At 40.6% G+C, this 24,456-nt stretch carries 26 protein-coding genes; 13 read left to right on the top strand and 13 right to left on the bottom strand.

Features of this window, described 5'->3' with window-relative positions:
- Positions 1-6: 6 nt before the first annotated feature.
- Together ACEQ81_RS05875 and ACEQ81_RS05870 are read right to left on the bottom strand one after the other, a co-directional pair.
- Complete coding sequence (locus tag ACEQ81_RS05875) at positions 7-1,164, bottom strand: homogentisate 1,2-dioxygenase (protein WP_411029918.1); 1,158 nt, start codon at positions 1,162-1,164, stop codon at positions 7-9.
- Positions 1,165-1,501: 337 nt separating this feature from the next.
- On the bottom strand, positions 1,502-2,779 hold the full coding sequence (locus tag ACEQ81_RS05870; RefSeq protein WP_411029917.1) for an NAD(P)/FAD-dependent oxidoreductase: 1,278 nt from the start codon (positions 2,777-2,779) through the stop codon (positions 1,502-1,504).
- A gap of 221 nt (positions 2,780-3,000) precedes the next feature.
- Between ACEQ81_RS05870 and ACEQ81_RS05865 the strand changes: the two genes are divergently transcribed.
- Positions 3,001-4,200: a hypothetical protein gene (locus ACEQ81_RS05865; protein WP_411029916.1), complete on the top strand. Its 1,200-nt coding sequence runs from the start codon at positions 3,001-3,003 to the stop codon at positions 4,198-4,200.
- A gap of 13 nt (positions 4,201-4,213) precedes the next feature.
- Here the strand turns inward: ACEQ81_RS05865 and ACEQ81_RS05860 are convergent, their stop codons facing one another.
- Positions 4,214-5,065, bottom strand: a complete 852-nt coding sequence (locus tag ACEQ81_RS05860; protein WP_411029915.1) for a universal stress protein — start codon at positions 5,063-5,065, stop codon at positions 4,214-4,216.
- A 134-nt stretch (positions 5,066-5,199) separates the two neighbouring features.
- Complete coding sequence (locus tag ACEQ81_RS05855) at positions 5,200-5,886, bottom strand: Crp/Fnr family transcriptional regulator (RefSeq protein WP_411029914.1); 687 nt, start codon at positions 5,884-5,886, stop codon at positions 5,200-5,202.
- A gap of 121 nt (positions 5,887-6,007) precedes the next feature.
- On the opposite strand from ACEQ81_RS05855, the gene ACEQ81_RS05850 reads away from it, so the two are divergent.
- The 11 genes from ACEQ81_RS05850 to ACEQ81_RS05800 all read left to right on the top strand — a co-directional run bounded on the left by ACEQ81_RS05850 (position 6,008) and on the right by ACEQ81_RS05800 (position 16,485).
- Positions 6,008-8,383 carry a heavy metal translocating P-type ATPase gene (locus ACEQ81_RS05850; protein ID WP_411029913.1) on the top strand — a complete coding sequence of 792 codons (2,376 nt, stop codon included), beginning with the start codon at positions 6,008-6,010 and terminating at the stop codon, positions 8,381-8,383.
- Between the two features lie 69 nt (positions 8,384-8,452).
- Positions 8,453-8,668: a cbb3-type cytochrome oxidase assembly protein CcoS gene (gene ccoS / locus ACEQ81_RS05845; protein WP_411029912.1), complete on the top strand. Its 216-nt coding sequence runs from the start codon at positions 8,453-8,455 to the stop codon at positions 8,666-8,668.
- 2 nt (positions 8,669-8,670) lie between these two features.
- Complete coding sequence (gene ccoN / locus ACEQ81_RS05840; protein WP_411029911.1) at positions 8,671-10,872, top strand: cytochrome-c oxidase, cbb3-type subunit I; 2,202 nt, start codon at positions 8,671-8,673, stop codon at positions 10,870-10,872.
- 3 nt (positions 10,873-10,875) lie between these two features.
- Positions 10,876-11,070, top strand: coding sequence for a CcoQ/FixQ family Cbb3-type cytochrome c oxidase assembly chaperone (locus ACEQ81_RS05835; RefSeq protein ID WP_411029910.1), 195 nt, complete (start codon positions 10,876-10,878; stop codon positions 11,068-11,070).
- Complete coding sequence (locus ACEQ81_RS05830) at positions 11,067-12,017, top strand: cbb3-type cytochrome c oxidase N-terminal domain-containing protein (protein WP_411029909.1); 951 nt, start codon at positions 11,067-11,069, stop codon at positions 12,015-12,017. Before ACEQ81_RS05835 ends, ACEQ81_RS05830 begins: the two co-directional genes overlap by 4 nt.
- 93 nt (positions 12,018-12,110) lie before the next feature.
- Entirely contained in the window at positions 12,111-13,526 is a 1,416-nt protein-coding gene (ccoG, locus tag ACEQ81_RS05825; protein ID WP_411029908.1) for a cytochrome c oxidase accessory protein CcoG, read from the top strand.
- A gap of 22 nt (positions 13,527-13,548) precedes the next feature.
- Positions 13,549-13,995, top strand: coding sequence for a FixH family protein (locus ACEQ81_RS05820; RefSeq protein ID WP_411029907.1), 447 nt, complete (start codon positions 13,549-13,551; stop codon positions 13,993-13,995).
- Position 13,996: 1 nt separating this feature from the next.
- Complete coding sequence (locus tag ACEQ81_RS05815; RefSeq protein WP_411029906.1) at positions 13,997-14,698, top strand: sulfite exporter TauE/SafE family protein; 702 nt, start codon at positions 13,997-13,999, stop codon at positions 14,696-14,698.
- Positions 14,699-14,730: 32 nt separating this feature from the next.
- Positions 14,731-15,384, top strand: coding sequence for a deoxyribose-phosphate aldolase (deoC, locus tag ACEQ81_RS05810; protein WP_411029905.1), 654 nt, complete (start codon positions 14,731-14,733; stop codon positions 15,382-15,384).
- Positions 15,385-15,386: 2 nt separating this feature from the next.
- The gene (gene deoD, locus ACEQ81_RS05805; protein WP_411029904.1) at positions 15,387-16,088 is read left to right on the top strand and encodes a purine-nucleoside phosphorylase; all 702 of its coding nucleotides are present in this window, start codon (positions 15,387-15,389) and stop codon (positions 16,086-16,088) included.
- 4 nt (positions 16,089-16,092) lie between these two features.
- Entirely contained in the window at positions 16,093-16,485 is a 393-nt protein-coding gene (locus ACEQ81_RS05800; protein ID WP_411029903.1) for a group III truncated hemoglobin, read from the top strand.
- Positions 16,486-16,489: 4 nt separating this feature from the next.
- Here ACEQ81_RS05800 and ACEQ81_RS05795 read toward each other — a convergent pair whose 3' ends face one another.
- The 9 genes from ACEQ81_RS05795 to ACEQ81_RS05755 all read right to left on the bottom strand — a co-directional run bounded on the left by ACEQ81_RS05795 (position 16,490) and on the right by ACEQ81_RS05755 (position 23,736).
- On the bottom strand, positions 16,490-17,272 hold the full coding sequence (locus tag ACEQ81_RS05795; RefSeq protein WP_411029902.1) for an ABC transporter permease: 783 nt from the start codon (positions 17,270-17,272) through the stop codon (positions 16,490-16,492).
- Positions 17,265-17,972, bottom strand: a complete 708-nt coding sequence (locus ACEQ81_RS05790) for an ABC transporter ATP-binding protein (protein WP_411029901.1) — start codon at positions 17,970-17,972, stop codon at positions 17,265-17,267. Before ACEQ81_RS05790 ends, ACEQ81_RS05795 begins: the two co-directional genes overlap by 8 nt.
- Positions 17,969-19,165 (bottom strand): nitrous oxide reductase family maturation protein NosD, encoded by a 1,197-nt coding sequence (locus tag ACEQ81_RS05785; RefSeq protein ID WP_411029900.1) that lies wholly within the window; start codon positions 19,163-19,165, stop codon positions 17,969-17,971. Before ACEQ81_RS05785 ends, ACEQ81_RS05790 begins: the two co-directional genes overlap by 4 nt.
- A gap of 44 nt (positions 19,166-19,209) precedes the next feature.
- On the bottom strand, positions 19,210-19,503 hold the full coding sequence (locus tag ACEQ81_RS05780) for a cupin domain-containing protein (RefSeq protein ID WP_411029899.1): 294 nt from the start codon (positions 19,501-19,503) through the stop codon (positions 19,210-19,212).
- Entirely contained in the window at positions 19,460-19,957 is a 498-nt protein-coding gene (locus tag ACEQ81_RS05775; RefSeq protein WP_411029898.1) for a nitrous oxide reductase accessory protein NosL, read from the bottom strand. The genes ACEQ81_RS05780 and ACEQ81_RS05775 overlap by 44 nt, the downstream gene beginning before the upstream one ends.
- A gap of 4 nt (positions 19,958-19,961) precedes the next feature.
- Positions 19,962-20,561, bottom strand: a complete 600-nt coding sequence (locus ACEQ81_RS05770) for a hypothetical protein (RefSeq protein ID WP_411029897.1) — start codon at positions 20,559-20,561, stop codon at positions 19,962-19,964.
- A 96-nt stretch (positions 20,562-20,657) separates the two neighbouring features.
- A complete protein-coding gene (gene nosZ / locus ACEQ81_RS05765; protein WP_411029896.1) occupies positions 20,658-22,613 on the bottom strand; it encodes a Sec-dependent nitrous-oxide reductase in 1,956 nt (651 codons plus the stop codon).
- A 22-nt stretch (positions 22,614-22,635) separates the two neighbouring features.
- The gene (locus ACEQ81_RS05760; protein WP_411029895.1) at positions 22,636-23,205 is read right to left on the bottom strand and encodes a fasciclin domain-containing protein; all 570 of its coding nucleotides are present in this window, start codon (positions 23,203-23,205) and stop codon (positions 22,636-22,638) included.
- A gap of 12 nt (positions 23,206-23,217) precedes the next feature.
- On the bottom strand, positions 23,218-23,736 hold the full coding sequence (locus ACEQ81_RS05755) for a c-type cytochrome (protein ID WP_411029894.1): 519 nt from the start codon (positions 23,734-23,736) through the stop codon (positions 23,218-23,220).
- A 54-nt stretch (positions 23,737-23,790) separates the two neighbouring features.
- Between ACEQ81_RS05755 and ACEQ81_RS05750 the strand changes: the two genes are divergently transcribed.
- Positions 23,791-24,291, top strand: a complete 501-nt coding sequence (locus ACEQ81_RS05750) for an RrF2 family transcriptional regulator (RefSeq protein ID WP_411029893.1) — start codon at positions 23,791-23,793, stop codon at positions 24,289-24,291.
- The last annotated feature ends 165 nt before the right edge of the window (positions 24,292-24,456 follow it).

The following is a 24,456-nucleotide window of genomic DNA, read 5'->3' as shown; positions in this document are numbered from 1 at the left end:
CTTAAATTACTCCAACCATGATTGATAATAGGTGCCGTCGTCTATATCCAAAGCCGTTTGGGTAAGCTGTAAGGGCTTAAAAGTATCTATCATTACTGCCAGTTCCTCGGTTTTGCTCTTACCGATACTTGCTTCATAAGTACCCGGATGGGGGCCATGCGGAATACCTGCCGGATGCAGGGAAATGTACCCCTGATCTATGCTTTTGCGACTCATAAAATCCCCATCAACATAATAAAGCACCTCATCGGAATCTATATTGGAATGGTTGTAAGGTGCCGGAATTGCCTCTGGATGATAATCATACAACCTAGGGCAGAAAGAGCACACAACAAATGTACTTGTCTCAAAAGTCTGATGCACCGGTGGCGGTTGGTGCACCCTTCCGGTAATGGGTTCAAAATCATGAATTGAAAAGGCATACGGATAATTGTATCCGTCCCAACCCACAACATCAAATGGATGGGAGGCATAAACCATATGATGTAATTGTCCTTGTTTTTTTACTTTCATCACAAACTCGCCCATAGCATCATGGGTCTGTAGGTTTTGGGGAAGTTTAAAATCGCGTTCGCAAAAGGGCGAATGCTCCAAATGTTGTCCAAACCAGTTTCGGTAACGTTTTGGGGTATAAATGGGGTGATAAGATTCTGTAACCAACAATCTATTCTCTTCGGTGTCAAACTCTATTTGATAGATCATCCCCCTGGGGATCAAAATATAATCGCCATATTCAAAAGGGATTTCCCCCAGTATAGTTTTTAGGGTCCCTGTACCCTTATGTACAAAGAGCAGCTCATCCGCATCGGCATTTTTATAAAAATAATCAGTCATCGATTTTCTGGGGGCGGCCAAACCAACATGCACGTCACCATTAAAAAGTACTGTTTTCCTGCTCTCCAAGAAATCGTCCTCTGGCCTTACTTCAAATCCTTTCAACAATCTGGATTTTATATTGTGTACTACCGCGGCTTTTGGCGATACATCAACTGTTTTACCTACTTCTTTCACCATGGTAGGCCTATGTAAATGATACATTAAGGAGGACACACCGTCGAAACCAATGGTTCCGAACAATTGCTCATAATGTAATGTGCCGTCCTTCTTTTTAAATGTAGTATGTCTTTTGTGGGGAATGTTCCCAAGTTTGTGATATAATGGCATAATACCTTGCTTTAATAACGTCTTCTAAAATTACGATAATTACCGTATTTGACCTCGCCCCGTGGAAGAATTACGATTTCTCTATAGCTTTTTATTCTTTGGGACATTATCTAGAAGGAAGTAAGCCGTGCGTTGCATAGTTTTCTGATAATCAGCACTATTTTTGAACAATTCATAACAAAAAAAGCCTCCCATAAGGAAAGCCTTTCATTGGATGGTATCTTTCCCGACGATTATCGGGTTCGATATCCACACCACGGTTCCAATATTAATTGGAACACAACACAACGTTGCAAATATAACAAAGGTTTTCTATTTGTGCTATTCTTTTCCCAAACTATGGTTTTGGGTTATAGGGTCTAACAATTAAACGCGCGGCTTTGTCAAAATTAATGTAGTTATAGGCCCAATTAAAAAAAACAATGACCTTGTTTCTAAAACCAACCAAGGCCATTAGATGTACGAACATCCAGATAAACCATGCAAAAAAACCTCCGAATTCCAACTTACTAATGTCGGCGACGGCCCTATTCCTACCAATGGTTGCCATAGTGCCTTTATCAAAGTATTTAAAAGGTTCCAGGGGTTTTCCATCAACTAAGTGTTTCAAATTTTTGGCAAGATGTTCCCCTTGTTGTATGGCGGGCTGGGCCACCTGTGGATGTCCTTTGGGGTAGGCCTGCGTTTGCATATAGGCAATATCACCAATGGCAAAGATATTGGTATATCCCTCTACCTGATTAAAAGTGTTTACCTTAAACCGATTAAGCCTTTCCATTAATTTATTGGCCTCAAACCCGTCAATGGAAGCTCCGGTAACACCTGCCGTCCATATAAAGTTTTTGGTTTTCATAGTTTCCCCGCTATCCATGGTCAGTACTTCTCCATCGTAGTCCTTAACAATGGTGCCTAGATGTATATTAACTCCCAATCGTCTTAGAAACTGATGTGCCTTTTTGGATGCCTTTTTACTCATTGGAGATAATACCCTGTCCGAACCTTCAAAAAGGTGAATCTGCATCTCTCCTACGTTAAGGTGCCTATAATCCTTGGGGAAAACATTTTTCTTAAGTTCTGCAAATGCCCCTGCTAGCTCTACTCCCGTTGGTCCGGCACCCACAATACAAAAATTCAATAAAGCCATTCTTTCGTCCTCATTAAGGGAGTCGTCTGCCTTTTCAAAATTCTGTAGCATCAAACTTCTAATGTTCAAAGCTTGGGGCACCGTTTTCATGGGCATGGCATGTTGTTGTATGGCTTTGTTCCCAAAAAAGTTGGTCCGGGTACCCGTTGCCATTACCAAGTAGTCAAAATTAATGCTTCCTTTATCTGTAAAAACTTTTTGTGCCACTGGGTCTATACTTTCCACGGTTGCCCATCTAAAATGGAAATCCTCAAGATTTCGGAGTACTTTTCTAATGGGGTAGGCAATAGAATCGGGCTCTAGACCACTGGTAGAAACCTGATAAAGCAAAGGTTGAAACGTGTGGTAATTGCGCTTGTCTATCATAACCAATTGCATATCCAGATCTTTTAACTTTTTGGCAAGGGATATCCCTGCAAAACCGCCTCCAATGATTACGATTCTAGGTTTTTTGGTCTCCGGAAAATTCATGTGTATATTTTATACAAAAATACGCATTCCTAAGCCGTATTTAGAAACATTAAGGAAAGAATAACACAGCATACCGTACACCGATGAAGTCCCTAAAATTAGGACGACCCGTAGTATATTTATCGATTATCGAACATAATTACGTATGGTCGTAAAATACGCTTTCCTCATCTAAACATCCATAATTTTACTTCAATAAAACCATACCCAGATTATAGTCTATGCGGATAAAGCTACTGGTTATATCATTCTTCGCTTTTCTACTCCTTTCTTGTTCCAAGGAAGATAGTGCCTCTACTTCTATCCCTGAGAATCAAGTACTGACAGAGCAAATTGCAGGTGTTCCTGCTGAAGAAAATAAAATTTCGGAATCCACTCTAAAAACGCTGAACTGGCTTCGGCACATGCAAATGTCAAACGGGCTTTTGGAGAGTACGGAAAACAGCAATTTTGTCTCGTTATACGATAATTCCTTGGCAGCCTTGATATTTATTTCCAATGGGGAATATGGTAAGGCAGAACGCATTTTCGATTTTTTTAATACCCGTATTGAAGTAGAACTTCTGAATGGTACAGGTGGCTTTTATCAATTCAGAAATAAAAATGGCGAGAACGGCAGTAGAACTTGGATTGGGGACAATGCCTGGTTATTGATAGCCTTACACAATTATCGCAAAATTACCGGAAATGAAGAATATGATACTTTGATTGTAGCACTCGAAAACTGGTTGCGATCCCTGCAAGATGATGATGGCGGATTGTATGGCGGCCACAACGCCGATGGCAGTAAAATCCATAAAATTACGGAAGGTATCATTACAACATATATTGCAGTTGAAGGATACGATGATTTTCATAAGAACTTATTGAATTATTTAAAAGAACAACGTTGGGATGCCAACGAAAAAATTATTGTAGCCTGGCCAGAAAACCCATCCTATAACAACGCCTTGGATTTGCATTCCTTGGGATATCAGATTTTCAATGATTTTCCTGCAAGTAGTTTGTCCAATGCCGATAGATATCTCACCAAACAAATAGCCACCGTTAGTGGAGAAGCAGTAAATGGGTATTGCTTTGATCAGGACAAGGATGTAGTATGGCTAGAGGGCACTTCCCAAATGGCCATGGCCTATCGGCATGCCAATATGGACCATGCTGCCGATAGACTATTGGAAGAGATTGAAAAAACGTTTATTGCCAGTACCTTGTTTCCTTATTCCCAAGGTGTTCCTTATGCTTCAAACCATGGCAGCACTTTTGGTTCTTCCGATTTGTGGGACCACGCGGACCTTACCCCGGCTGTTTCTTCCTGCACATGGTACTTATTTGCAAGATTAGGCTTTGACCCTTTCGATGTTCTCAGGAAAAAAGAAGTGCTGGCAGAAGACAAATTTTGGACTGTTGAATCGGCCCTTTAAAACTGGTTTTCAATTAATAATCGGGATCGGGTATTACTAAAAATGGCACCTCTAGGTTAAAGCTTATTTTTTTTATCACCGGTTCGCGAAGCAGCTTTTCCAAAAAACTGTGCCTATAGTTGATCATTGTAAGCATATCTATCCCCAATTCGTCTAAAAACAATTTAATGGTAGTACTCTTCCCAGTAAAATTGGGCGTCCAATGCAAGGTATGGTTAAGAGGGGAAACGTATTCCATTAATGTATACATATTGGATTCCTGTACTTTGTCCAAGGCCCTTTCTTCGTTAATGTGCATAATACGGATAGAAGCATTTGCCATAGATGCAAGGGAAATTAAGGGCAAAACGGTGCTGGCATCAAAACTGCGCTTGTAATCCGTAACAAAAGCTATTTCCTTAGGCTGCTCATAGCTATAATGCTGTGGTATGGCCAAAACAGGACAGGTTTTTACGCCATTTATGATTCGCATGGTATTGGTGCCCATAAACACCTCATCCAATCCTGAAGCACCCTTGGTACCTGTAACCACAAGATCTATATTACGGGTTTTTACCATATCCTTAACCTCATCAACCAAAATACTAAAGGAAGAAACCGTTTCAAAACTGTGGTTGGGGTAGTTGTGTGTTTTTAATATCTCTTCCACGGTATGTTCCAAGCCTTCCTCAGAACTAAGATGTACCGTATCCTCTGCCATGCCCCCCTTTAGATTCGCAGCCATAAAACGACTATGGACAATGACAGGTGTATAGGTATTTAGTAAATGGAAAACACATTTTTCATCTTTGAATAAATTGATAGCATACCTTATGGCATTCCTAGCATTGTCGGAAAAGTCTGTGGGCAATAATATATTCTTCATTTGGGCTACTTTAAACTATACCGATAAAAGTAGCGGAAGGCTAAAGCGAAAAAAATGACTTATGTCAGGTTTTGGACGAACCAAGCGTGGTTTAGGCGCTAAAAGCGAAAAATTACGATTAATGGGTATGGTACCTAAAAGCCTTCTACCAAGTCTTCTAGCTTTTTTGAATTGGCAATTCCTATACGTTTGCCCGATGTTTTTAGCAGGTCTTTCTTTTTAAATTCGGAAATAATGCGAATGGCAGATTCCGTGGCCGTGCCCACAACATTGGCCAATTCTTCTCTGGACAGTGTAAGTTTCAAAAAACCGTCCTGATCTTCGCCAAAGTTGTTCTTTAAGTACAAAAAAGCCTCGGCCATACGCTGTTTTACGGTCTTTTGTGACATGTTTACGATAACATCGTCGGCCTCTCTTAGATCATGGGCCATATGCCGAAGTACTTCCAAGGTAAAATTGGGGTTGGCATTAAGCGTATGCACTATACCCTCCTTGGGAATAAAGCAAACTTCCATATCATCTACGGCAACGGCGCTTAAATTGGCCAATTCTTCCGAAATTACCGAACGCTGGCCCAATACCTCGCCTTTTGTAGCCAATTTAACAATCTGATCTCTACCGTTGGCACTTAGTTTGGAAAGTTTGGAAACTCCCTCCCTAATACAAAAAACTCCATTAAGCCGTTCGCCCTCTTCAAAAATGGGCTCCCCTTTTTTAACTATTTTGGTGATTTTGGAGTCGGACACCTTTTTCAGTTCCTCCTTATTCATTGCCCTTAAGGCATTAAATTGGCGAATAATACAGTTTTCACATCTACCCATAGTTATATCTTTTGCCCTTATGACAAAGCTACAAGGTAAAAAAAAAACAGAACCTGATATATATCATATTTTATTAGTAGCTTAACGAACATCTTTGTCTTTAGGTAGTAAGCAAATGTTTATGGATACGACTAATTGTTACCATTGTGGTGACGCTTGTAGCTCTAAGCCAGTCCAATACGATGAAAAAAACTTCTGTTGTTATGGATGCAGAACTGTCTATGAAATTTTTTCGAGTAACGACCTATCCTATTATTATGACCTACAATCGGCTGCTGGGTCCACTCCAAAAACGATTAAAGGAAAGTACGATTTTCTCGATAATCCTACTATTGTTGAAAGATTAGTAACTTTTAACCAAGATGGGGTTCAAATTGTAAATCTTTACATCCCGCATATTCATTGTAGCTCTTGTATCTGGATTCTAGAGAACCTGAACAAGCTAAGCAGATCGGTCACCAGTTCACAGGTAGATTTCCCAAAAAAGAAAGTTAGGATTACCTATAATCCACAGACATTACCCCTAAAGGAATTGATTATCCTACTTGCAAGAATTGGTTATGAACCAAACATCTCGTTAGAGGATTATGACACGGACAAAAAAGCAACAGATCGAAGCTTAATATACAAATTGGGGGTAGCAGGCTTTGCCTTTGGGAACGTAATGTTTCTTTCCTTTCCGGAATATTTTGATGTTGGGGAATATTGGCTAGAGCAATACAAGACTCTTTTTCGGTGGTTGATGTTTACTTTTTCCCTACCCGTTGTTTTTTTTGCAGCCAAAGACTACTTTGTTTCGGCCTTCAAAGGATTACGTTCTAAACTTTTAAATATAGATGTTCCCATAGCTCTGGGTATCCTGACTCTTTTTTTGAGAAGTACTTTGGAAATTGCCATGGACTGGGGTTCTGGCTTTTTCGATAGCCTTACCGGTTTGGTCTTTTTTTTACTATTAGGCCGATTTTTCCAACAAAAGACCTACTCCTTTCTTTCTTTTGAACGCGATTACAAATCGTATTTCCCCATCGCCATTACCCGCATAAACAAAAGTGGAAAGGAAGCATCCGTACAAGTGTACGATATTGTCCCCGGGGATCGATTGCTCATTAGAAATGAAGAACTTATCCCGGTAGATGGAATTCTTATTAAGGGCAAGGCCCAAATAGATTATAGCTTTGTCACCGGCGAATCCGAACCCGTAACCAAAGAATCCGGGGAGCGTATTTTTGCTGGTGGAAAACAATTAAACGGTGCGGTAGAAATGGAAGCCTTAAAATCGGTTTCGCAAAGCTATCTAACCCAATTGTGGAGCAACGCTGTTTTTCAGAACAAAAAAACAAGTAGGTTCCAAACAATAACGGATAGTATAGGAAAACGTTTTACCCTTGCGGTATTAACCATAGCCACGGTTGCCACAATCTTTTGGTTGGTATACGACCCTAGCTTGGCCCTTAACGTATTTACCGCGGTCCTTATCATTGCCTGTCCCTGTGCCATAGCCCTTGCTTCCCCATTTACACTCGGAAACCTGCTTCGCATTTTTGGACGGAAGAAATTTTACCTTAAGGATACCCAGACCATAGAGCAACTAGCTGCGGTGGACACCGCCATTTTTGATAAGACCGGAACCCTAACCACGGCCACAAAAAGTGCAATACGCTACGAGGGTGTAGCGCTAGATCCTAAGGAAGAGTCACTGCTAAAGAATACCCTACGCGCATCTAATCATCCATTGAGCAGAACCTTATACGCAATGCTCTCGGAACATAACATCATTACCCTGGACGATTATGGGGAATATACCGGTAGAGGCATTGAAGGAACTATAGAAGAAAACCGAATAAAAATAGGGTCCGCAAATTTTGTAGGCAATCCGGAGGAAAATCATCAGCAGAACACAGAAGTACATGTAAGTGCCAACGATTGTTACAAAGGCCGTTTTGTGTTTCACAATAGTTACCGCAAAGGAGTTGCGCAAGTCTTTAAAGCGATGGCAAACACAATGGATTTGGCCGTGCTTTCTGGTGATAATGCAGGTGAAAAATCTAATTTGGAGCGGCTATTGCCTAAACTTACCCCGCTATATTTTGATCAAAAACCAGACGACAAACTAGAGTTTATAAAAACATTGCAAACTGAAAATAAAAAAGTGCTGATGGTAGGGGACGGCCTTAACGACGCAGGTGCTTTGGCACAAAGCAATGTGGGCATCGCCATTTCCGAAAACATTAATGTTTTCTCACCGGCCTGTGACGGAATTTTGGATGCCACAAAATTTACGCAGTTATATCAATACATATTGGCCTCTAAAAAAGCAATGCAAATAATTAAACTAAGTTTTGTGTTGTCATTACTTTATAATGTGGTTGGCCTCTATTTTGCCGTAACCGGGCAATTAGAACCTGTAATTGCAGCCATTTTAATGCCCTTGAGCTCTATAAGTATTGTGGCGTTCACCACTTTGGCAACCAATTTTATAGGAAGAAAACTTAAATGAAAAAAGATGATATATGTCATATTTTAAGAATCCTTACAAGAATATTTTTACAACCAAAATCGGGTAGGTATGGGCGTTATTTATATGTTGTTGACCATCAGTATAATAGTAGCCATAATCTTTTTTATCGCGTTCGTTTTTTCAGTTAAAAATGGACAGTATGACGATTCCTATACCCCTTCGGTTCGGATGTTGTTCGAAGACGAATTGGTAAAAGAGCCGTCTTCTACCGATGAAAAGAAAGTAGAGAAATCAATCCAACTAAATAAAAGTCAAAAAATGTAATTATGGAAGTACAACAGTTTTATTACGACAATAAGATCGTAAAGAAATTCCTCTACGCCACCTTGTTCTGGGGAATTATAGGGATGTTGGTTGGGCTTTTGCTTGCCTTTATGTTCTTATTCCCTAACATAACGGACGGCATATCGTGGTTAAGTTTTGGTCGTTTAAGACCGCTCCATACCAATGCGGTGATCTTCGCCTTTGTGGGCAATGCCATTTTTGCCGGAGTCTATTATTCTACCCAGCGATTATTAAAAGCCAGAATGTTCAGTGATGCGCTGAGCAATTTTAATTTTTGGGGTTGGCAGGCCATTATTGTAGCTGCCGCCATTACGCTACCCTTGGGATACACAACGTCTAAGGAATACGCGGAATTGGAATGGCCCATTGACTTGGCCATTGCCTTGGTATGGGTAGCCTTTGGTTGGAATCTTATTGGTACTATGATCAAAAGAAGACAGCGGCATTTATATGTGGCCATCTGGTTTTATTTGGCAACTTTTGTAACTGTAGCCGTCCTCCATATTTTCAATAGTCTAGAACTACCGGTAAGTGCCTTAAAAAGTTATTCCGTTTACGCGGGTGTTCAAGATGCCTTGGTACAATGGTGGTATGGTCACAATGCGGTGGCCTTCTTTTTAACTACGCCATTTTTGGGTCTTATGTACTATTTTGTGCCCAAAGCCGCAAACAGACCGGTATATTCATATCGCCTTTCCATTGTCCACTTTTGGTCGTTGATATTCATCTATATCTGGGCAGGACCTCACCATTTACTGTATTCTTCCTTACCAGATTGGGCCCAAAATTTAGGTGTTGCTTTTTCCATAATGCTGATAGCTCCTTCATGGGGTGGTATGATAAACGGGTTGCTTACTCTTAGAGGTGCTTGGGACAAAGTGCGTACCAGTCCTGTGCTAAAATTTATGGTAGTAGCGATTACCGGATACGGGATGGCCACTTTTGAAGGACCAATGCTATCGCTCAAAAATGTAAACGCCATTGCGCATTTTAGCGATTGGATTATTGCCCACGTACACGTTGGCGCTTTGGCATGGAACGGTTTCCTCACCTTCGGTATGGTTTACTGGTTGGTACCAAAAATGTTTAAAACAAGGCTGCACTCTACTCCCATGGCCAATTTCCATTTCTGGATAGGTACTCTAGGGATCATATTGTATGCCCTGCCCATGTATGTTGCGGGCTTTGCGCAAGCCTTGATGTGGAAAGAATTTAATCCGGACGGAACCCTGGTCTACGGTAACTTTTTGGAAACCGTAAACGAAATCATTCCCATGTACTGGATGAGAGCCATTGGAGGCAGCTTGTACATTGTAGGATTTATAGTAATGCTGTATAACGTGGTGCAGACAGTACGTTCTGGCAGTAAGGTTGAGGACGAATTGGCCGAAGCTGCTGCCCTAACACGCGTATCTAGAAAAAGAACTGCAGGAGAAACTTTTCATACCTGGTTAGAACGCAAACCGGTGCAGCTCACCATTTTGGCAACGGTAGCTATCCTAATAGGTGGTATTATCCAAATTGTACCCACAATCCTGGTAAAATCCAATATCCCTACCATAACCAGCGTAACCCCATATACCCCTCTGGAATTGGAAGGAAGGGACCTCTATATACGAGAGGGTTGTGTAGGTTGCCATTCACAAATGGTGCGGCCTTTCCGTAGTGAAGTAGAACGATATGGGGAGTATTCCAAGGCTGGGGAGTTTGTATACGACCATCCTTTCCTATGGGGTAGTAAACGTACAGGTCCCGATTTGCATAGAATAGGCGGAAAATACTCGGACAATTGGCACCTTAACCATATGTACGACCCCCAAAGCACCTCATCCGGGTCCATAATGCCCGCCTATCAATGGCTCGTTAGAAACGAACACGATCGTAGTAATATTACTGCCAAAATGGAGGCCATGGTAACCTTGGGCGTACCCTATACCCCAGAGGATATTGCCAATGCCCAAACATCCATGGGCCAGCAGGCCCAACAAATAGAAAAGAACCTTTATTCCGATCCAGACTTTGCCAAAGGCTATGAGGAAGACAAGAAATACGCAGCTGACAATGGCCAGCCCTTTGTGGAAATGAGGGACAGGGAAATTGTGGCACTCATTGCCTACCTACAGCGTTTGGGTACGGATATAAAAATAAAGGGAACAGAAGAATTAATATCAAAAAACCAATAGGTTATGCTAAAATTTGTAAAAAACCATATGGAGAGTATAGAGGGGATAGCAACCTATCCAATGATATCCCTACTGATCTTTTTTGTCTTCTTCGCGCTGCTTTTTTGGTGGGTCTTTTCGGCCAGTAAAGAGCATATCAAAGAAGTAAGTGAATTGCCATTTGATGATAATAACCAACATAAAGAACCTTCGTTATGAAAAATATGTCACCCTGGTGGATCCGTATCCCCTTAGTCTTCTTTCTCGTTTTTGGGTTGATGGAATATTTTATAGATTCTGGTGAAAAACCGGCAATCGTGGAGTACCCTATAACCCAACTGTTCCTGTTTTTGGTACTGATGATATTGGTGGCGATTGAGTTGATCCTGAAAGCCATAGAAAATGTAATGTTCCAGACGCTTTCTGAAGAAGCCCAAGAACGTTATTTGAACGCCAAATCTCAACCATGGGAATGGAAATGGGGTAAAAGAATGTATAAGAAACTGTTGGGCTCCAAACCCATGGAGGCAGAACATGAGATTATCCTGGATCATAATTATGACGGTATTAAAGAATTAGACAATAAACTGCCGCCATGGTGGGTATATATGTTCTATGCGACCATAATTTTTGGGGTCGTCTATTTGGTGCGTTTTCACATATTTAATGACTATGACCAAAAACTTGAATATGAAAGGGAAGTGGCTGCCGCCCAGCTAGCTATTGAAGAGTATAAGAAAACGGCAAAAGGTTTGGTAGATGCCAATACTGTAGAGTTGCTTACCGAAGCTTCGGATCTAAGTGCCGGAGAGAAAATTTTTACAGCGAGCTGTGTTGTTTGCCATATGGCCGATGGAGGTGGCGGTATTGGCCCTAACCTTACAGATGAATACTGGATTTTAGGCGGAGGTATCAAAAACGTTTTCAATACTATCTCCGAAGGAGGAAGAGACGGAAAAGGTATGATTTCATGGAAGCAAACGCTTAAACCCTTGGAAATTGCGCAAGTAGCCAGTTATCTGTTAAAATTTCAGGGGACAACGGCCGCCAACCCAAAAGCGGCAGAAGGGGAAATCTGGGTAGATGAAAATGCCCCTCAAACCGAAACACCAGTAGAGGAACCGCCAGAAAGTCCGGCAGATACTACCTCGGTAGTACTGAACTAGAATATTCTGGCCCTATTTGAGAAGTGTGGTCTTCCTTAACGGATTAAAGGTTTTATAGTTAAAACCAGTAAAGAAAATTGATGACAGTATCCAATGGCGTTAGATGAAAATTTTAGGGATTCAATAGGCACCATCAATGAAGAGGGTAAAAGGGCATGGGTATTCCCAAAAAAGCCGGTGGGCAAATTTTATGAATACCGAAAATGGGTCAGCTATGGGTTGCTACTATTTTTATTGGCCTCTCCCTTTGTAAAAATAAATGGTAACCAGTTTCTGATGTTCAATGTTCTGGAGCGTCGTTTCAATATTTTTGGCCTACCGTTCTGGCCCCAGGACTTTCATCTTTTTGTGATCTCCATGATCATTGGGGTGATTTTTGTAGCACTGTTTACTGTTGCCTTTGGACGTATTTTCTGTGGATGGATGTGCCCGCAGACCATCTTTTTGGAAATGGTCTTTAGACGCATAGAGTATTGGATAGATGGTGATCGCGGGGCACAGATTAAATTGGATAGGCAACCTTGGAACGGAAAGAAAATAAGGAAACGAACCCTTAAATGGAGTATCTTTTTTATTATCTCTTTTCTAATAGCCAACGTCTTTTTGGCCTATTTAATCGGAAGCGATAGATTGATTCGCTACATTGTTGATGGGCCATTACAACATATTAGCACCTTAGTGTCTCTTTTAATCTTTACCGCGGTGTTTTACTTTGTTTTTGCATGGTTTAGGGAGCAGGTATGTATAATCGCCTGCCCATATGGAAGAATGCAAGGTGTTTTATTGGACAATAAATCTATTGTAGTGGCGTATGACCACAAAAGGGGAGAAGGAGAAAACGGACGAAAAAAGTTTCGAAAAAATGAAGACCGCGAAGCTTTGGGCCATGGCGATTGTATAGATTGCTTTCAATGTGTAAACGTATGCCCTACAGGAATTGACATACGTAATGGAACACAGTTAGAATGTGTTAATTGTACCGCCTGTATCGATGAATGCGATACGATTATGGAGAAGGTAAACCTACCTAAAGGACTTATACGCTATGCCAGTGAGGATAATATTGAAAAAAAGTCCAAGTTTGAGTTTACTCCCAGGCTTAAGGGGTATACTGCGGTATTGACTATTTTAATAGGGGTATTCGTTGGCATGCTTTTTCTACGGAACGATTTAGAAGCCAATATCTTAAGATTACCAGGACAGTTGTACGAAAGAAAAGAGGGTAATCTTATTAGCAATGTGTTTACCTATAAACTGGTGAACAAAACTACCGCAGACGTAAATGATGTTAGCTTTAAGCTGTTGTCCCATAAAGGAGACATAGAATTGGTGACCCATGAAAATTTTAAAGTTCCGGCCCAAGAATTAGCAGAGGGCACATTGTTCATCACAATAAACAATTCCGCTTTAAAAGGCGATAAGGACAATCTTAAAATTGGCGTCTATAGCGGTGACGAGCTCATAGAAACGACCAAAGTGGCCTTTTTGGCCCCAAGAAGTTACAAATAGCAATGACAAAAAATTCATCGATATGAAAATAAATTGGGGAACAGGAATTGTACTGGCATTTATTGCGTTCATTGGATTTATTCTGTTTTTCGTACTTCGGATGAGTACGGACTACCGCGCTAACCACGATTTGGTAACGGAAGAATATTACAAAGAAGAGCTTGGTTATCAGAAAGAAATAGACGCATCTAACAACGCCTTTAGGTTAAAATCAAAAATAAAAATAAAAAAAACGCCAGAGGGGTTACAAATTAATTTCCCCCAGGATCTGGTAAAACAAAAAATAGAAGGAACAGTGTCCCTTTACAGACCATCCAATAAACACTTGGATTTTGACTTACCCATAAGTCTATCCAATTCACATTTGCTCATACCTGACGAACGTTTGTTGGATGGTCGCTGGGACATTAAAATAAGTTGGAAGTACAAAAGTAAAAACTATTTGTTTAAAGAGAGTTTAACATATTAAAATGTTGATATCGGCAGCTATATTGGGTCTAATGGGAAGTTTGCATTGCGTTGGCATGTGCGGGCCCATTGCCTTTATGCTACCGGTAGACCATACAAAGAACACCAAAAAATTGCTTCAGATTTTTATCTACCATTTTGGGAGACTCTTGGCATATAGCATTATGGGGCTTGTTTTTGGCATGCTGGGCAAAGGGTTGTATCTCTTTGGAATGCAACAAAAGTTGTCCATTGTACTTGGTGTATTAATGATTGTGCTGGTACTTGTACCATATAAAAAGTTGCATCGATACAGTTTTTCAAAACCCATTTATGGTATTATTTCCAAATTAAAGAACAGACTGGGAAAGGAGCTACAAAAGAAAACACCAGATACCTTTTTAACTATAGGGTTCTTAAACGGTTTTCTACCATGTGGCTTGGTATATATGGCGCTAATAGGCGCTACAGCTATGGGAAATCCTTGGCAAGGTTCTCTCTACATGGTACTCTTTGGTATAGGCACCATTCCCCTAATGACCGGAGTGGCCTATTTCAGCAGTGCACTAAAAGGTTGGGGAAGGGGTAAAATCCAAAAGTTAATCCCCATTTTTGTAGTAGCTATTGGTCTGTTGTTTATTCTTAGGGGGCTGGGACTGGGTATTCCATATATTTCTCCCGAACCAGTTATAGAATTGGTCAGTACGGATATTGAATGCCACTAATTAGAATATTTAGGCTTATCTTATCATGAATTATGCGGCTGAACAATTATATAGATCATACTTTGCTTAAACCCGTGGCAAGCACCACCGATATAGTGCAACTCTGCGAAGAAGCTAAAATACATAACTTCTATGCCGTCTGTGTCAACGGATGTCATCTTCCCCTAGTAAAAAAACAACTTGTTGGCACCCAAGTAAAAATAGCTGCAGTAATTGGCTTTCCTTTGGGAGCAACAAGTACAAAGGCTAAAATCTGTGAAGCCAAAATCTGTATAGCGCATGGGGCGGACGAAATAGACATGGTGATAAATTTGGGTTGGCTTAAATCTGGTAAATTTAATCTGGTCTTGGATGAATTAAAGGCAATTAAAACGGTTGTAGGCAACCAAGTCCTTAAGGTGATTATTGAGACTTGTTATTTAACACAAGAAGAAAAGATAAAAGCCTGTGGTTTAGTGACCCAGGCAAAAGCCGATTTTATAAAAACATCCACCGGTTTTGGATCTGGTGGTGCTACCGTTGAAGATATTGAACTAATGCGGCAAACTGTAGGAAACAATGTGCGTATAAAGGCCTCGGGAGGTATAAAGGATGCTAAGACCGCTTTGAGGTACATTGATTTGGGTGTTGACAGAATTGGAACCTCATCCGGAGTAGCTATTGTATTGTCCGAACTTAACCTATAAAAATGAGTGTACATATAAATGCCGAAAAGGGCGATATTGCGGAAACCGTATTGTTACCGGGCGATCCGTTAAGGGCAAAATGGATTGCAGAAAGTTTTTTAACCGATGCTTTTTGCTATAATGATGTTAGGGGCATGTTGGGATTTACCGGCTGGTACCATGGCAGGCGTATTTCGGTACAGGGCACCGGTATGGGAATTCCTTCGACCTTAATCTATTGCCACGAATTAATTAAAGACTATAATGTAAAAAACCTGATCCGCGTAGGTAGTGCAGGATCTTATCAAAAAAAGGTAAAGATTCGGGATATTGTAATTGCTATGGCCGCCTCTACAAATTCTGGGCTCAACAATTTAGATTTTCCCAATGCGAGCTTCGCGCCTACTGCCAGTTTCGATCTGTTTATGAAAGCAACCCAGTATGCCCACACTCACCAAATCCGCATAACTGCAGGTAACGTGCTTTCTACCGACCAATTTTATGAGCATAATCCAGATACCTATAAATTGTGGGCCAAATTTGGTGTTCTATGTGTAGAAATGGAAACGGCGGGCCTCTATACCATCGCTGCAAAAAACAACGTTAAAGCGCTTACCATTTTAACCATATCGGATTCATTGGTAACCGGAGAACGTACTGCCTTTGAGGATCGCGAGACTTCTTTTGAGGATATGGTGGCCATTGCCCTAAACATTTCGGAATAACGCTATGTACAAAAAAATAACAATAAAAAATAGAGCGGATATTAACCTGCTTGTCATTTCATTTTATACCAAAGTAAGGGTCGATGAAGTTCTAGGGCCTATCTTTAATACCATTGTTACCGATTGGGAAGAGCATTTGGAGCTACTTACCGATTTTTGGGAGACCCAATTGCTGCTCAACAGAAAGTATCAGGGTAATCCGGTAAGCGCGCATCAAATGGTGGATGATAAGATGCAGCAAAGCATTACATCAGAACATTTTGGCTTATGGCTAAATCTTTGGTTTGAGACATTGGATGAACTTTTTGAAGGCGATGTTGCCTGGATAGCGAAAAACCGCGCCCAAAAGATGTCTACCATGTTATACTTAAAGATTTTTGAACATAGAAATGAATAAATCCCTAGAAATCTTTCTTGCTCGACTTTCGCATAATGTTGTAGGCCGGAAGCAAGAACCATAGGGATAGGGCCAATACGGATAAGAGTATTCCCGTTCCCGTACCAAAGAATTTTTGAAAGACCGCACCGGTGTATCCCAACAAAGCCGAAATATCCAACTTAAGCAAAATCAATATCCTGGAGAGATCTATCGGATTAAAAACCGTAGCCCCTACCGAAAAGGTATCCAAGGGATACGATTGAAAAACGATAAGCGACATCAAAAACAATCCATCATAAACAACTGCCATAAACAGCCATAACAATATGGCATAACTAAATCCCTTTATTCGATTTTCGTTATACAGGGCAATATTAAATGCCAGTGCGGTAAAGATCAGCGTTAGAAAAGTGCCCGTAATCAGCAATAGGGAAAAATCCCAAATGGCATCCGATTCAAAAAGACCATAAACCACAAAAGGAATCCCCAAACCCAAGATCAAACTCATGGAAAGAGACAGTGCAACTCCTAGATATTGCCCCAAAAAGATAGACGACCGCTTTATGGGTTGTGCCAGCAATAGTTCTGTAAATTCCTTGGAATTGTAATAGTACATTACGCCAAAAATGGTGCCTATAAGTGGTACAAGTATGATTATTACATTCATTAAAGTAATTACCGCCTTGGAAAGATCACTGTTCAAAAAAAGAAGCACCACACCCAATAAAAGGTAAAACAAAAGATATACATAGCTCCAACGACTGCGTATAAGATCGTAAAAACTATATTTTAAAATTTTAAGCATAATTCTCCTTTAACATTGTTGCTATTGCGTGTTCAAAATCCTTCTGACCCGTTTTTGCTTTTAGCGCAGCTATATCTCCTTTAAAGTATACTTTGCCTTCCAAAAGAAACACGATTTCACCAGCAATTTCCTCTACAAAACTCATGATATGAGAGGTTATCAATACGGTTTTTCCGCTTGCCCTTTCCTTATTTATCAATTCTTTTAAGAATAGCATGGCTATGGGGTCTAAACCTGCCGTAGGTTCATCTAGGATAATTATTGGGCTATTAAACATAAACGTTAGCACCAGATTTACTTTTTGTTTTGTACCTCCGGAAAGGTTGCCCAATTTTTTGTCCATAAAAGGAGCCAGATCAAAAGACTTTATTAAGGCTTCATCCGCATCTGTACTACCCCGAAGGTCTTTTATCATTGCAATAAGCTCCCGTACTTTTAAATTTCCCGGAAAGTTTGCTATTTGAGGCAAATAATCTATTTCTTTTCTATATTTCCAATGTTTGGCCACCGGACGATCTTTCACCAAAATTGTGCCTTTGGTGGGTAGGGCCATTCCCAAGATGCATTTGATTAGAGTGGTCTTACCAGATCCGTTGGGACCCAGAATAGCAAAAATACCACCCTCCTTTATCTCTAGGTCAACACCTTTTAGCACCTGATTCTTTCCAAATCGTTTATGTAAGTTGTTAATGGTTATCATTCTAAACGTTGCATTAAGGGTTGATGGTCTAACAGATTATCGGGCGTAAAGATGGGCGATACTTTTTCGGAAAAATCCATGATATTGATAAACAGACTCCGCATCAGAATAATGGTCTCCGGTGTCTGATTTACCAAATAAGAAAATAGTTTCACCGGACGATAGGCCACATCCCCTAAACCATCTTCGTTTAGATCGTAACCGGTATACTCGCTCCAATAGTTCTGATCAAATCCATTATCGTTTAATTTGCTATTGTAGGCAACATCAAATGAATTATGTAGAAAATTGTTTTTGGTAAATTGATTTGCATAGCATGCACCCCTAACCTTTATGGCCCATCCATTGTTAGAAAAATCGTTGTGGATATAGTTAATCCTATTGGCACCCTCAATACTGATACCTACCGTGTTTTTATGAAAAGTATTGCCAAGAATCTCCGCGTCATTTATTTCCTTTAGCAAGAGACCATAGGAAGCGGTGCCCCAATTGTTCCTAAACGTATTGTTCAGCATTTTAATTCTTTTGGAAAACATTACGGCAACCCCCGCTCCATTATTTTCAAAGACATTTTCTTGGTAGAGGTCATCATTGGAAAACATAAAATGCAGGCCATATCGGAGGTTGTTGGCACTGGTATTATTTTTTATTTTGCAGTGGTTTGCAAACTCCAAATAAATACCATCCCTAACCTTGGTAATTATGTTATTTTCTACTTCTATATTATGGGAATACCAAAGTTGTATTCCATTTCCCGAACTGTGTTCATGTACCGCATTGCCAACAATCTTATTATGAAATACCTTACCATGGTTAGATTTTTCCAGATAGATCCCAAAGAACAACTTCTCCAAAACAAGGTTTTGTATTAAAAAGTTCTCGCTTTTTACTACTCTTATAGCTGCATAATCTTCGGTATAGCTAGTGCCTACATTTATAAGGAACAGTCCGTCTACGGTTACATTATCCGCAGTTATCCTGATTATTTCTCCCTTTAACTGTCCGTCTATAACTGGGTATCCTTGCCCCAAAAGGGTCAGAGGTTTATCTATTAGAATATTATACTCGTAATAGGTGCCTTTTTTTATAAGCACTGTATCTCTTTCCTCTGCCAAGGCAACAGCTTCTTTTATTGTTCTTACTTGGCAGTCTCCACAAACTTCCAAAGTTTTGGCTGTTAGTGTCGATGTCATTATAAGTGCTTGCACAACCAGGAGGCAGCAGTTTCTTGCGCAATTCATCTTACGATCAGAAATTTGGCATCTGCACGGGCCTTTACCCAATGTGGTTCATTGGCAGGAAAATCAAAAGTTTGGTTCTTTTGCAATACAAACTCGGTGTCATTGATATGAAATGATACCGCACCATCCAACATTACCAAAAGAGCATCCCTGGGCGAGGTATGTTCCGGAAATTCGTTTCCTTCTTCCAGACTTATACATAGTACTTCGGCCTGTCCGTTATGAAACAGCTTTTTTACCTGTAGCTTAGTGTAACTTAGGTCGTTTATAGTCTCCGATATCTGATACATTATTATATTCTGGTTTTAATTTTATTAAAAGCTCTTCCCAAGAGTACAACTCTCCCCCTTTTTCTTTGTGTACCTCATCCGCATCCTTTTTATCCTCGAAAGCCGTTAAAAAAGCTCCCATAGGGCTGGGAAGGTCCTGACTTATTAGAAAAGTAGCTTTGGTAGCATCAATAAGTTCCTCCGGATCGTTATAATGATTGGTAAGATAAAGCGCAACGTCTTCCGGATTAACCTCTTTGCTAAAGTTAATTAAACATTCCATTGCATCAAACTTAAATACCTTGCCTTTTTTGGTCACCATTTCGGCTCCATGGATTTTATCAACAACGGTCATACTACAAAAATGGCAACCATCCTCGCCATAAACTATTTTCTCTGCTTCCACTTTGCAAGAATTGAAGGGTAGCATGATAATAACGAACAATATGGTCTGGATTACCTTTATGTTTTTCATTGCTCTAGGCTTTATTTTTTTTGTTTTCGCGTTTGCCGAAAAAATAAGCGGCTAACTGCAAGGCCATGCCCAACCCAAGAAAATAAGCACCCAACTGTGGGTAGGAATGCGCTTTAAAATTTAGAATATCCTTGGATCCAAACAGTGGGGGTTGAAATCCCATGACAGAGCCATCGGGATTGGTGAACTTCATAATGGCCTTAGGATCAAGATTATGCCCATAATCGTGCTCCCACAGATAAAAATCGTATATCCCGGCACTACTGAGCAATACCATAAAAATAAACCAACCCAAAAACCATTTATAGTTGCCTTTGAAAGCAATAATAAGGCCGATAATGGTGGTGATTATAATCCCAGCCGGAAATATTTTAAATTCCGGGATGGCATCGGGAATGTATTTCATCCCAACATAGTGGTTCATTAAGTTAATGTTCTTAATGTCGTGCGGATTGGCATCGGCAAAATCATTGATATAAATATCCATCCCTAGGGGTGTGGGATATTGAGGTGCTTCCAAGGTAATGTTCCACAACGGAAACACAAAGAGAAACAAAGGCAACAATGCGCCTACCAGCATTAAAATTCTAGACTTTTTTTTCATGATATACAATGAGAGATTTAGAGAAAACCGGGAGGAGATGACCTCCCGGCTTTACAAGGCAAATAGATACTAAGATATTCTTCGCTATTGGTTCCCTTAATCCTCTCCCAAGGACCAAGAAAGGTCCAAATCAGAGGATGCTGGGGATACCCGCACATAACCTTGCATTTCTTGGTGCAAGGCAGAGCAAAAATCTGTACAATAAAATGGCCAAACACCCACTTGTTTTGGCTCCCAAACGAAAGTTTCCGTTTGTCCGGGCATAATCAGCAATTCTGAAGTGTTGGCACCTATCATACTAATACCATGAGGTACGTCATAATCCTGTTCTAGGTTGGTAACGTGGAAATATACCTTATCGCCTACTTTTATCCCTTCAATATTATCTGGGTTAAAGTGACTTCGGATCATGGTCATATACACATGTACCTCTTTGCCGTTTCGTTCTATTCGTACACCGGCATCGGACTGAACTCCATATTTGTGTTTGTTCTCCTCTAGCTTAAATATCTTTTTGGAATTGGCTTTTACAATATCCGCAGCTATACCTGCAGCATAATGGGGTTCTCCAATAGTGGGGAAATCGAGTAAAAGTTCCATCTTTTCTCCCGTAATATCGTAGAGCTGTGCGGATTGTGTAACCTCTGGTCCTGTAGGCAAATAACGGTCTTTGGTAATCTTGTTCATGGCTACCGCATATTTACCAAAGGGTTTCCTAGAGTTTCCGCCTGGTATCATTATATGACCCACGGAATAATAGGTGGGCTTGCGGTCTATGACCTCCCAGGTACCCAACTTCCATTTTACTACTTCCGAGGAGATAAAAAATGTGGTATACCCATATCCATTGGCATCAAATTCCGTGTGTAAGGGTCCAAGACCAGCTTGGGCAACAGAACCGGCAAGTACATCTTCAAACTTTAAGATTGGAATACCATAAGCGTCCCCATCAAACTTTTTATTTTCTATGGCCTGCAACATTTTACTAAAGGAGTGTACTGTTAAATCCGCAGAAAGTTTTCCGTTTCCAACAATATATTCTCCGGTGGGGTCAACATCGCATCCGTGAGGGGATTTTGGCGTTGGCAAAAGATATACCAAGCCGGGAAGCTCCGAGGCATCCAGCACCCTAACCTCTTTTTTCATGGTAGAGGTGGCAGTATGGGTCTTCTCATCATAAACGTTATGGGCATAATTGGCGGGCATGGTTTTAAACTTGCCTTCTTTAATATACTCTTCTGCTTTTTTCCAGTTTACCGCAGCAATAAAATCCTTGTCGTTCTGAGAGGCATTCACCTCCATAAGCGTATGGGACTCTTCAGAATTATAGGTAGAGAAAAACATCCATCCGTGAGAGGCTCCCCTACCAGGGTGCGCTAAATCGTAGTCAAACCCAGGCATAAGGACCTGGAAAGCCAAATCCATATGTCCTTCTTCGGGGTCAACACTAATAAAGGACAGGGATCCCTTAAAATTTCCTTTGTATTCCTTTATTGAGATGTCTCGCTGGGGAATTGGAACAGAAAACCTAGTACCCGCTACAACATATTCCGTATTTTCGGTCACAAAAGAAGAACTGTGATTACCAGCACTATTGGGTACTTCTATAATTTCAGTAGTTTCAAAAGTGGTAAGGTCTATCTTGGCAATTCTGGGTGTATTATTACCGTTGATAAAGACCCAGCGTCCGTCTAGTTCCCCATTGGTCTGCGATATATCTGGATGGTGGGAGTCGTCCCAAGGAACAAAACCATGTGAAGTGTTCAACATGGGCTTGGTTTCCTCATTGTACCCATAAGCCTTTTCAGCATCTTGGGAAAAGACGGGAATTACTTTAAACAAACGTCCGGAAGGAAGTCCGTAAACAGAAAGTTGGCCACTAAACCCTCCAGAAATGAACGCATAGAATTCATCGTGCTCTCCGGGGGCAACATATACTTTTTCGGCCACATTGGAGGCAATTGCACCTTTGTTGGATTTGTCAACACCGTTACAATTGGCCAAGACCAATGCCAAGCCAATAAGTAGGGTAGATTTAATTATTTTTTTCATTGTCTCGATTTTTTATTTGAATTTATTCTGATGGTGGTAATAAAACTTTATCTATGACGTGTACGATACCATTTCCGGCAGGAACACTAGCCACAATTTTGGCATCTCCTATATAAACATCCTCTCCCTTAACAGAAACCAAGACGTCTACTCCATTGGATTGCCCTAATTTTTTGAACTTTTTAAGAAAGTCTTTCGAGTAGTTTCCCGGAGTAACATGGTACTTTAGAATATTTGCCAAAGCATTTCTGTTCTCTGGTTTCAGCAAACCTTCCACGGTTCCTTCAGGAAGGGCCCCAAAAGCTTCATCGGTAGGTGCAAATACCATTAAGGGGCCGGCGTTTACCAATGCATTTTCCAGTTCTGCAGTTTGAACGGCAGTTACCAAGGTGGTATGATCTGGTGAACCAATTGCAATATGCAATACGGTGGGTCTTGCCTCATCGTCTTCTACGAACGCCTGTCCCTGCTTTTTAGAGGCTACGGTATTTTCTGAATTGGACACGGGTTCTGCTTGCTTTGTCTCCGTCTTACAACTTGTGATCATGATCACAAGCAATAGCACAGAGAACGAACGCACAATTGTTTTCATATTAGGTGGTTTTTAATTTTCTGCTTTTATGGTTCTGAAGTACTCCAGAATTGCACGGGCCTCATCTTCATTAAGACTCTGGTTGGCCATAGGGGATCCGTTGTGTTCTACCAAAAGTTCTTTGGCCAATGGATCTTCTTTTACCATTAGCTCCGGATCCAAAATCATATTCATTACCCATTCTGGGGTACGTCTTTTTAGGATATCCAAAGGGGGTGGGCCAATAAACTTCTTATGTGTTCTGTGGCATGCAGTACAATTTGTTTTAAAAAGTTCTGCCCCGGTAGCTGCCATAGTTTCGTCTATGGTTTCTGGCAATTTCAACTCCTTAACGGCCCCTACGCCCTTGTTGGTAAGATCTACCCGTTTAGACGCCGGAACTACATTTGATGGTGTTTCAGAAGTTTTTGCTGAAACTTCTTCCGTTTTTTTGGATTTGATGACAAATCCTTCTTTTTTTTCTTCCTTGCCCCCACAACTCAATAGAAGTGAAAGTGACAAGAGGCTAACGAATCTGATTCCGATATGCATTGGATGTGGTTTAGAAATTATGGTCAAATTTAGTAAGGGTAAGCCTCTCAAAACATGACATATATCATATTTAAGATAAAACTATCTTTTTATCTTTTTATACTTATTTCGTACCTTGCGCCCATGCTTTCTACTTCTTCAAAATATGCTATTAAAGCAGTGCTATGGTTGGCACTCCATTCAGATTACGAGAATAAAATAAAGGTAAAGGACATTGGCAAACCTATTAATGTGCCGCCTGCTTATCTTGCCAAACTCTTACAAGCGCTTGCCAGACAAGGTGTAATTTCCTCAACAAAGGGGCCTAAGGGTGGGTTTTATCTTAGTGAGGCAAATAGGAACCTACCATTGATAAACGTCATAGAAGTAATTGATGGTGGTGCCCGAATAACTTCTTGCTTGCTGGGTTTTGAAAATTGCAATGCGCAAAAACCGTGCCCATTGCATGCACTGGTAGCGGCTTCTAGACAGGAACTAGTTGAAAAATTGGAAACCCGTACCATAGACAGTTTGTCTACAGAATTGGAAAAAGGGCAATCTTTTTTACCTCTCTGACAATTTTAGCAAAACAGACACCGGTTTCTAAGGTCAATCTTGTAGTATATGGTCCCAGCCCATCTATCAAATACTTGCACAAAAGCAGGAACTAGTTGAAAAATTGGAAACCCGTACCATAGACAGTTTGTCTACAGAATTGGAAAAAGGGCAATCTTTTTTAAC

Origin of the sequence: Spongiimicrobium sp. 3-5 (assembly GCF_046557915.1) — a bacterium.
Taxonomy (GTDB): Bacteria; Bacteroidota; Bacteroidia; order Flavobacteriales; family Flavobacteriaceae; genus JBHEBG01.
This window is presented reverse-complemented; position numbering and strand designations above follow the sequence as displayed.